11 protein-coding genes are annotated in these 8,959 nt (G+C 67.9%); 5 read left to right on the forward strand and 6 right to left on the reverse strand.

The window, feature by feature from the left end; genetic code table 11:
• Positions 1-34: 34 nt before the first annotated feature.
• Genes AC1D12_RS16305 through AC1D12_RS16315 form a run of 3 tightly spaced genes read left to right on the forward strand, consistent with a single transcriptional unit; the run spans position 35 to position 1,833 of the window.
• Positions 35-586: a DUF3034 family protein gene (locus AC1D12_RS16305; RefSeq protein WP_477841549.1), complete on the forward strand. Its 552-nt coding sequence runs from the start codon at positions 35-37 to the stop codon at positions 584-586.
• A gap of 20 nt (positions 587-606) precedes the next feature.
• Positions 607-1,065 (forward strand): group I truncated hemoglobin, encoded by a 459-nt coding sequence (locus tag AC1D12_RS16310; RefSeq protein ID WP_477841532.1) that lies wholly within the window; start codon positions 607-609, stop codon positions 1,063-1,065.
• 12 nt (positions 1,066-1,077) lie between these two features.
• Complete coding sequence (locus AC1D12_RS16315; RefSeq protein ID WP_477841534.1) at positions 1,078-1,833, forward strand: cupredoxin domain-containing protein; 756 nt, start codon at positions 1,078-1,080, stop codon at positions 1,831-1,833.
• A 12-nt stretch (positions 1,834-1,845) separates the two neighbouring features.
• Here AC1D12_RS16315 and AC1D12_RS16320 read toward each other — a convergent pair whose 3' ends face one another.
• From AC1D12_RS16320 to AC1D12_RS16335, 4 genes are read right to left on the reverse strand one after another with little or no spacing between them, the layout of a single operon-like run.
• The gene (locus tag AC1D12_RS16320; protein WP_477841536.1) at positions 1,846-3,561 is read right to left on the reverse strand and encodes a flotillin family protein; all 1,716 of its coding nucleotides are present in this window, start codon (positions 3,559-3,561) and stop codon (positions 1,846-1,848) included.
• Positions 3,562-3,609: 48 nt separating this feature from the next.
• A complete protein-coding gene (locus AC1D12_RS16325; RefSeq protein WP_477841538.1) occupies positions 3,610-4,239 on the reverse strand; it encodes a YqiJ family protein in 630 nt (209 codons plus the stop codon).
• The gene (locus AC1D12_RS16330) at positions 4,236-4,907 is read right to left on the reverse strand and encodes a PspA/IM30 family protein (RefSeq protein ID WP_477841540.1); all 672 of its coding nucleotides are present in this window, start codon (positions 4,905-4,907) and stop codon (positions 4,236-4,238) included. Before AC1D12_RS16330 ends, AC1D12_RS16325 begins: the two co-directional genes overlap by 4 nt.
• Positions 4,900-5,409, reverse strand: coding sequence for a hypothetical protein (locus AC1D12_RS16335; protein ID WP_477828974.1), 510 nt, complete (start codon positions 5,407-5,409; stop codon positions 4,900-4,902). The genes AC1D12_RS16330 and AC1D12_RS16335 overlap by 8 nt, the downstream gene beginning before the upstream one ends.
• Before the next feature lie 105 nt (positions 5,410-5,514).
• Here AC1D12_RS16335 and AC1D12_RS16340 point away from each other — a divergent pair, with 105 nt between their 5' ends.
• Together AC1D12_RS16340 and AC1D12_RS16345 are read left to right on the forward strand one after the other, a co-directional pair.
• Positions 5,515-6,435 carry a LysR substrate-binding domain-containing protein gene (locus tag AC1D12_RS16340; RefSeq protein WP_477841542.1) on the forward strand — a complete coding sequence of 307 codons (921 nt, stop codon included), beginning with the start codon at positions 5,515-5,517 and terminating at the stop codon, positions 6,433-6,435.
• 160 nt (positions 6,436-6,595) lie between these two features.
• Entirely contained in the window at positions 6,596-7,732 is a 1,137-nt protein-coding gene (locus AC1D12_RS16345) for an alpha-hydroxy acid oxidase (RefSeq protein ID WP_477841544.1), read from the forward strand.
• Between the two features lie 17 nt (positions 7,733-7,749).
• Here the strand turns inward: AC1D12_RS16345 and AC1D12_RS16350 are convergent, their stop codons facing one another.
• Together AC1D12_RS16350 and AC1D12_RS16355 are read right to left on the reverse strand one after the other, a co-directional pair.
• Complete coding sequence (locus AC1D12_RS16350) at positions 7,750-8,325, reverse strand: hypothetical protein (protein ID WP_477841546.1); 576 nt, start codon at positions 8,323-8,325, stop codon at positions 7,750-7,752.
• 136 nt (positions 8,326-8,461) lie between these two features.
• A partial coding sequence (locus tag AC1D12_RS16355) for a substrate binding domain-containing protein (RefSeq protein WP_477841547.1) occupies positions 8,462-8,959 on the reverse strand: 498 nt, incomplete at its 5' end.

An 8,959-nucleotide genomic window follows, 5' to 3' on the forward strand; every position in this document is an offset into this window, starting at 1 on the left:
AAGCAGGACATCGTCGGCCTGAAAGAAGCAGGACATCGTCGGCCTGAAAGTGCGCGTGGCCGGCGATGCGGTGCTCGACAGCGACAGCTGGATGCCGCAGCTCGCCGTCGGCCTGCAGTACAAGAAGGCCCATTCCGGGCCGCTGGCCGACGTGCTCACCGCGTTCGGCGCCAAGGACAGCGGCACCGATGTCTACCTCAGCGCGACCAAGCTGTTCCTCGCGCAGGGCGTGCTCGCCAACCTGACGCTGCGCGCCACCAAGGCCAACCAGAACGGCCTGCTCGGCTTCGGCGCGACCGACCACGACAGCTACCGGCTGCAGCCCGAGTTCTCGCTGGCGTACCTGTTCAGCAGGAACATCGCGGCCGGCATCGAATACCGATCGAAGCCCGACAACTTGCGCGACAACGCCGCACTCGGCGCCGGCGCGCTGAAGGAGGACGACTGGGCCGATGTGTTCATCGCGTGGGCGCCGTGCAAGAACTTCTCGCTGACCGCCGCGTACGTCGACCTCGGCAAGATCGTGCCGGGCGTCGTGACGCGCCGGCAGAGCGGCGCGTATGTATCGGCGCAGATCGCGTTCTGATCCCTGCCAGGAGACCCACGATGACCCGCATCCTTTCCACGCTGGCCCGTGCGCTGCTGCTCGGCGCGGCGCTCGCGGCCGGCGGCGCCCACGCCCAGACCGCCACCACCCCACCCGCCGACGACGCGCTCTACCAGCAGCTCGGCGCGCAGCCCGGCCTCGTGAAGCTGGTCGACGACTTCATGGTCCGGCTGCTGGCCGACCCGCGGATGAACCCCTTCTTCAAGGATGTCGACCAGGCCCACGTGAAGGCCGAGCTGGTCACGCAGTTCTGCGAGGTCGCCGGCGGCCCGTGCCGGCGCAAGGGCCCGGACATGAAGCAGGCGCACGCCGGCATGGACATCAACAAGAACAACTTCAACGCGCTGGTCGAGGTGCTGCAGCAGGCGRTGCAGGCGCAAGGCATCGCGTTCACCACGCAGAACAAGCTGCTCGCCAACCTGGCGCCGATGCACCGCGACATCATCAACACACCCTGAACCCCACCACCCATGACCACGACACTGCAGCACACCATGACCGCTTCCCACCCGACCCTGCGCGCCCTCGCGCTCGCCCTGACCACCCTCCTCGCGCTGGACGCGCAGGCCGCCAGCGTGCAGGTCCTCGTGACCGATGCCGACGGCAAGCCGGCCATCGACACCGTCGTGCTGATCGAGCCGGCGATCAAGCCGCTGCTGAAGCCGCCGGCGGCGCCGGTCGTGATCGCGCAGGAGAACCTGCGCTTCGCGCCCTTCCTGACGGTGGTGCCGGYCGGCACGACGCTGCGCTTCCTGAACCGCGACAGCTACGACCACCACGTGCGCTCGGTGCCGAGCGGGCCGCTGGGCAGCATGCCGGCGGTGAAGAGCTTCGAGATCCGGCTGGATGCCGCGGAGTCGGCGCCGGCGGCTGGTGGCCGCGTTTCCGAGTACGGCGACGACAGGCCCACCGCACCGCGCGGCAAGAAGACCGGCAGCTCGCAGGCCGACATCAAGGTCGAGACGGCCGGCCCGATCGGGCTGGGCTGCCACCTGCATGCGTCGATGCGCGGGCAGGTGTACGTGACCGACACGCCGTGGTTCGCGAAGACCGACGAGAACGGCATCGCCCGCATCGACAACGTGCCCGAGGGCGCGGCGCAACTCGTGCTGTGGCACCCCGACCAGCTGCAGGACCAGCCGGCACAGCCGGTGCAGGTGACGGCCGAGGCGCTGAAGGCCGGTGGCAAGCTCAACTTCGTGCCGCGCAAGCGGCGCGGCGCCTGACCGCCACCGACCTCACGACGCGGTGTCGGCGTGCCGCGTCGGCGGCAGCATCGCGGCGATCGACTCGCTGATGCCGGTGATGCCCTGGTTGTTCAGGCCGGCGTCTTTCATCACCGCGTCGATGATGGGCTTGGCGATCTGGTACTGCAGTGCCGAGTTGACGACCTGTTCAGGGAAGGTGGCGGTGCCAGTACCGGTACCACCGCCGCCGGCCTGAGCCGATCCTGCCGCGCCGCCCCCCTCGCCGCCCTGGCCCAGGCCGTTGACCTGGAAGATGCGGATCGACTCGATCTGCTCCATCGGCTTGACCGCCTGCGCAATGATGTGCGGCAGCTGCTGCAACAGCTGCATGCGCACCTGCAGGTCGATCTGGGCCGACGACAGCGTGTTCAGCGCGTCGTTCAACGCGCGCCGCCCCTCGGCCTCGGCCAGCGCCGCCGCCTGGCGCGCCGCGGCCTCGATGCGGATCGCCTCGGCGCGATCGACCGTCGCGTCCTTTTCGGCCGCGGCAGCCACCTTCACCGCGATCGCCTTCTGCTGGGCATTCTTGTCGGCCTCGATCAGCTCGATCTCTTTCAGGCGCTCGGCCACCGCGACCTCGCGCGCCGTCGTCACGCCTTCTTCCGACTTCACCGCCTCGGCGCGCGCCGCGTTGGCCGCGGCATCGGCGTCGGACTGCTCGCGCGACTTGTTGGCGATCGCGATCTGCGTGTCCTGGCGCGCGATCTCGACCTGCTTGCGCTGCTCGGCGCGCTGCACCTCGGTCTGGCGCTCGCTCTCGATGGTGCGCGTCTGCACGGCGAGGTTCTTCTCGATCTCGGCCGCCTTGATCTCGCGCTCGGCGACGATGCGCTTCTGGCTCACCTGGCGCTCCGCCTCGATCTTCACCGTCTCGGCCTCGCGGCTGCGCTCGGCCTGCTGCTGCGCGATCTGCGCCATCTGCTCGGCACGCGCGATCTCGATCTCGCGCTGCTGGGTCAGCGTCGCGAACTCCTGGTCTTTCTCGATCAGCAGCTTCTGGCGCGATGCATCGAGGTTCTTGGTGCGCACCTGCATCTCGGTGTCCTGCTCGACGTCGTTGCGCTGCTTGCGGCGCGACTCGGTCTGCTCGGTCAGGCGCGTCAGGCCCTCGGCGTCGAAGGCATTGTTCGGGTTGAAGAACTGCTTGTCGGTCTGGTCCAGGCTGGTCAGCGAGACGGACTCGAGCTCGAGCCCGTTCTTCTCGAGGTCTTCGGCCACCGCGTTCTGCACCGCCTGGACGAACTCGCGGCGCTTGTCCTGCAGCTCCTGGATGGTCATGGTCGCGGCGGTCGCGCGCAGCGAATCGACGAACTTGTCCTCGACCAGCGCCTTCAGCTCGTTCGGGCTCAGCGTGCGCGCGCCCAGCGTCTGGGCCGCGGTGCTGATCGCCTCGGCGGTCTGCTTGACGCGCACGAAGAACGCCGCGATCACGTCGACGCGCATGCGGTCTTTCGTGATCAGGCTCTCGCGCTCGCGGCGCAGCACCTCGAGCTTGAGCGTGTTCATGTTCACCATCACCAGCTCATGGAACACCGGCAGCACGATGGCGCCGCCGTCCATGATGACCTTCTGGCCGCCCAGGCCGGTGCGAACGAACGCGGTTTCCTTGGTGGAGCGCTTGTAGAGCCGCGCCAGCACCAGGCCGATCAGCACGATCGCCAGCAGCGCAATGGCGGCGAGCACGCCGATCTCGATCAGACTGTTCATCACGACCTCCTCCTCGATGGATCCGAAACGTTGTGGGTGCCCCGCACGCTACATCAGCGTCGGGTGCGGGTTTGCGATCACTCTGTAGATACTGCCGACGCGCGACACCACCAGCACCTCCATGCCGTCGGCCAGCACCAGGCCGGCCACGTCGGGTTCGGCCAGGAGGAAATGGGCCCGGCCGTGCGCATCGCGCAGCCGCGCCTGCGAGGCCAGCCCTTCGCGGGTGGACGCGCTGGTGATGGTGGCGACCCGGCCGATGAACTCGCGTTCGCTGACGATGGAGCTTTCGTCGCGCGGGATGATCCGCCCGAGCGCGCCGCCGAGCAGGCGCACCGCCGCGATGGCGCCGGCGCCGGCCGGCAGCGAGGCGACCAGGCCCGGCAGGTAGGCGCCGCTGACGCCCGAGGCCAGCATCTGCACCAGGTAGCCGCAGATCGAGAAACCGGCCAGCAGCAGCACCAGCAGGATCAGCGTCGGCACCTTGCCCAGGTGCAGCCAGCCCAGCACGCCGTCCAGGCCGGCGTCGGAGTTGGGCTCGGGCAGCAGCGAGTGGTCGATCCACTCGCTCGGGCTGAACGACGACAGCAGGCCGACCAGCTCCAGCACCGCGAGACCGAGCATCACCACGAAGGCCGCGCCGAAGGGCACGGTCTGCTGTGCCGTCAGGAGGTTCATGCCTGGGCCGCCTTCAGCTTCATCAGGCGCTCCTCGATCTGGTTGTTCAACACCATGTCCTCCAGCTCCTTCAGTCGCGCGGCATGCTCGATCGAGGTACCGGCGGCGGCCGGCGACAGGCCGGTCTCGCGCTGGTAGATGCGGTCGAAGGCCGAGCTGGCCGCCTCGACCCTGCGCTCGCTGCTGCGCGTGGTGGCGGCATGCGCCGTGCCGCCGGCCACCGCCTTGCGCGAGGCGCGGAAGTTCTGCAGCGCCTCGGTCATCTCGCGGCGCTTGGCGAGCAGCGCGTTGACATAGCCGGTGAGTTCGGTCTCTTCGCCGGACAGTTCGGCCAGCGAGCGTTCGAGCACCGGGATCTGGGCCTCGATGTCGAGCTGGCGCGCCACCGCGACGCGGGCCAGGTCCTCGCGCGACTGTGCGATCGCCTCGTCGATGTGGGCCGACAGCTCGGTGTGGCGGCGGTTCAGCAGCGCGTGCTGTTGCTGCGCCAGGTGGCGGTTGGCCGCGGCGGTGCCCAGCTCGTGGCGCACCTCGTCGACCACCTTGTCGATCTCGCGCAGGGCCTGCTCCATCATCGCCTCGGGGGCGGTGCCTTCGAGCCGGTCGAGCAGTGCATGGGCACTGCCGACGATGACGCGGCCGACGCGCGCCTTCAGGGAATCAGCCATGGGGACCTCCTTGCTTGTCGTTGAGAAGCTGGGCGAGTTCGAGCGTGCTCTTCCAGTGTCGCCGCACCACGCCGGGATCGAAAGCCGATGCCTCGCTGGTCGCGCCCTGGCGCAGCAGGCCATTGGCCATCGCGAACAGGCGGCGCACCAGCGCATCTTCCAGTGCGCGCGCCTCGCCGGCATTGGCGGGGCGCGACGACACCACCAGCGCGAGCGTGGAAGTCAGCTGCTCCAGCGAGGCGGCCAGCAGGTCGGAGTGTCGGCCGGATTCGCGCTCGGCCGCCACCAGGCCGTCGCGCAGGCCGCCCATCAGGTCGCGCACCCAGGCATGGGCCGCGGCGTAATCGAAGGCACCGTCGTACTGGCGCTTCAACTGGGACAGCAGCACCCGCACCTTGTCGCTGTTGGTGGGCGCGCCTTCGATTTCCAGGCCGGCCAGCCAGAGGTAGATGTCGCCGGGCAATCGCGCGGACACCGGCTCCATGGACGAGGTTCTCACCATGACGCTTCCTTCGCAGTCGTTCTGTTGCGGCCCAGTGTATTCAAATGAATTCGTTTGTCAACGAACGAATTCGATGTGCAGGCGAGCGGCCTATCATCGCGCTTCATGAGCCTGCCCGACCTCCGCTACCCGTCGATCGACGGCCTGCGCGCCTTCGAGTGCGCGGCCCGCCTGGGCAGCTTCGAGCGCGCGGCCGATGAGCTGCATGTGACGGCGAGCGCGGTCGGCAAGCGCATCGCGACGCTGGAGGAACTGCTCGGCACGCCGCTGCTGACGCGCTCTGCGCRGGCGTTGGTGCTGACTCCGGCGGGCAAGGAGTACCTGGCCCAGGTCTCGACCGCGCTCGGCCTGCTGGCCGCGGTGCCGCTGCACCAGCGTGCCGCGCAGCAGGTGCAGCGGCTGCGCATCACGGCGCCGCCCACGTTCGCGCGGCAGATCCTGGTGCCGCACCTGCAGCAGTTCACCGAAGCGCATCCGCGGGTCGAACTGGAGATCGTGCTGTCGATCCCGTTCCTCGACGTGGTGGGCAGCGAGGCCGACATCGAGGTGCGCCACCTCGACGATGCGATGGGCGAGGCACCGCCGCTGATGCACGACGTGGTGATGGCGATGGCGGCGCCCTCGCTGATCGCGCGGCTGGCGCCGCTGCGCACGCCGGCCGACCTGGCCAACGCGCCCTTGCTGCGCACGCCGATCGAGCCGTGGACGCCGTGGTTCCGCGCGGCGGGCCTGGACTGGGGCGAGCCGACGCAGGGCACGAAGCTGGTCGACCTGGGGCTGACGCTGGAGGCGGCCGTCAGCGGCCAGGGCGTGGTGCTGGCAAGGCCGAGCCTCGCGCGGCCGTGGCTGGCGAGTGGCGCGTTGCGGCCGCTGTTTGCACTGGCGACGACGCCCACGCGGCAATACCGGCTGCTGCCGCATGCGGCCGACGGCGCGGCGGCGGAGTTTGCGCAGTGGCTGCGCGAGACCTGCGGCGCGGTGGCGAACGAAGCATTCGCCGAGGCGCGAGCGTTGGTGTCGGGTTAGTCCGGAAGATCTTTCCGATCGAGCAAGCGCCACACCCGACTAGCATGGCGGGCGCTCGCCCACCTCCGTTCGGGCTGAGCCTGTCGAAGCCAGCGCACCTCGCCGGCACTTCGACAAGCTCAGTGCGAACGGAGAACTACCCCGGATTTCAGGACCCTCCATGCCCGTGATCACCTGCATCGAAGACCTCCGCGTGCTCGCCGAGAAGCGCGTGCCGCGCATGTTCTACGACTACGCCGACTCCGGCTCGTACACCGAGGGCACCTACCGCGCCAACGAGAGCGAGTTCCAGAAGATCAAGCTGCGCCAGCGCGTGGCCGTCAACCTGGCCAACCGTTCGCTGCGCACGCAGATGATCGGTGTCGACGTCGCGATGCCGGTGGCGCTGGCGCCGATCGGCATGTGCGGCATGCAGCATGCCGACGGCGAGATCCTGGCGGCGCGCGCGGCCGAGAAGTTCGGCGTGCCGTTCACGCTGTCGACGATGAGCATCAGCTCGATCGAGGACGTGGCCGCGAACACCAAGGCGCCGTTCTGGTTCCAGCTCTACGTGATGAAGGACCGGGATTTCGTCGAGCGGCTGATCGACCGTGCCAAGGCCGCGAAGTGCGGCGCGCTGGTGCTGACGCTGGACCTGCAGATCCTCGGGCAGCGGCACAAGGACCTGAAGAACGGCTTGTCGGCACCGCCGAAGCCGACGATCGCCAACCGTGGTGCATGGGCGACCAAGCCGCAGTGGTGCATGGCGATGCTGGGGACGAAGCGGCGCACCTTCGGCAACATCGTCGGCCATGTGAAGGGCGTGGCCGACATGTCGTCGCTGGGCTCGTGGACGGCCGACCAGTTCGACCCGACGCTGAGCTGGGCCGATGTGGAATGGATCAAGAAGCGCTGGGGCGGCAAGCTGATCCTGAAGGGGATCCTGGATGCGGAAGACGCCCGGCTCGCGGCCGACTCGGGCGCCGATGCGCTGATCGTGTCGAACCACGGCGGGCGGCAGCTCGATGGCGCCTTGTCGTCGATCGAGGCCCTCCCGGGCATCGTCGACGCGGTGGGGTCACGCATCGAGGTCTGGATGGACGGCGGGATCCGCTCCGGCCAGGACGTGCTGAAGGCCGTCGCGCTCGGCGCCAAGGGCACGATGATCGGCCGCGCCTTCATCTACGGCCTGGGTGCCATGGGCGAGGCCGGGGTGACGAAGGCGCTTCAGATCATCGCGAAGGAGCTGGATACGACGATGGCGTTTTGTGGGAGGACCGATATTCGCCATGTCAATCGCGCGGTGTTGATTCCCTGACCCCGCCCTTCTCGGAACTACTCCAGATCGGGGCTCGACACGACAGCCCGCATCAATTCAAGACCTTGTCGGACCAACGCCGCGTACTTCTGACAGTCGGCGTCGCTGGGCTTAACGCCGCGGGTTGAATCGGAGCTGATGGCAGTCAATCCTCTCCTGTTTTCCGAGTAGAACCTGTTCAAGGCTCCTATCGCAGCGAGCCGCTCACTGGAGCAATTTTCTTCATTTGATCCTTTCGCAAGCTCCGTCGCACTCGAGATAATCGTCGAGAAACTACGCAGGCAGCCGTTGCCACTCAGGTGATCGTCAAGCTCGTCGACATCCCAACTCAGAACATCGGCCAGGGCCGGTTCCATCATTTGCTGGGTGTCAATTTTCTGCAGAGCCCTCTGCATTTCTTGAAACAATACCCCAGAAAAACCCGATGTCGCTGAAAATTCTGTCTTTGATTGAACCTCTTGTTTGGCCCTTTCAGTATGCCCTCGCATACGCTGCCACAGATTCTTGACCTGCGCCCCACGAACTCCTCCCATCCACATTGAACCAGTATTCACAATCGCCGCAGCCACGTGCCATTTCTTGCCAACATTCATATTCGTACTACTCAGTTACTGCGAACCGCAAATCAATCGCCCAACCTGTCGGGCAAGGGCGGCCCGGAGCCTTGGTCACCAAGACCCGCGCTTCGATCCACGATGTGTTCATCCGAACGGTGAATCAACGGCCCTCTCAGACGGAGGCACCCGGAACCGCTTCCAGGTAAGCCTCCAACGCCGCCACCGCATGCCGCACCTTCGCCGGCTGCCCATCCCGCTGCGGCGTCACCGCCCACACCGGAATCCCCGGCACCTGCCACTCCGGCATCAGCTGCACCAAGCGCCCCGCGCGCAGGTCGTCGTCCACATCCGCCCGCGTCAGCAGCGCGATGCCCAGCCCGRCCAGGCACATCTGCTGCAGGCTCAGCTGGTTGTTGCTGGTGATGCGCGCCTCCAGCCGCAGCGACTCATGCTCGCCCTCGCCGCGCCGCATCTCGAACGACAGCGCCGTGCCGTCGCGTGACAGCACGATCCACTGGTGCGCCAGCAACTCCCTCGGCAGCTGCGGCGTGCCGTGGCGGTGCAGGTAGGCCGGCGCCGCGCACAGGATCCACGCGAAGCTGCACAGCCGCCGCGCGACATACGTCGAATCGGGCATGCGCCCGGCACGCAGCGCGAGGTCGATGCGCGC

The organism is Rhizobacter sp. P1_G5 (assembly GCF_056405435.1).

What these genes read in the sequence shown, in the direction of transcription:
- AC1D12_RS16320 (WP_477841536.1), bottom strand. Translation starts at nt 3,561, where the DNA reads ATGAACAGTCTGATCGAGATCGGCGTGCTCGCCGCCATTGCGCTGCTG.
- AC1D12_RS16345 (WP_477841544.1), top strand. Translation starts at nt 6,596, where the DNA reads ATGCCCGTGATCACCTGCATCGAAGACCTCCGCGTGCTCGCCGAGAAG.
- AC1D12_RS16335 (WP_477828974.1), bottom strand. Translation starts at nt 5,409, where the DNA reads ATGGTGAGAACCTCGTCCATGGAGCCGGTGTCCGCGCGATTGCCCGGC.
- AC1D12_RS16325 (WP_477841538.1), bottom strand. Translation starts at nt 4,239, where the DNA reads ATGAACCTCCTGACGGCACAGCAGACCGTGCCCTTCGGCGCGGCCTTC.
- AC1D12_RS16350 (WP_477841546.1), bottom strand. Translation starts at nt 8,325, where the DNA reads ATGAATGTTGGCAAGAAATGGCACGTGGCTGCGGCGATTGTGAATACT.
- AC1D12_RS16330 (WP_477841540.1), bottom strand. Translation starts at nt 4,907, where the DNA reads ATGGCTGATTCCCTGAAGGCGCGCGTCGGCCGCGTCATCGTCGGCAGT.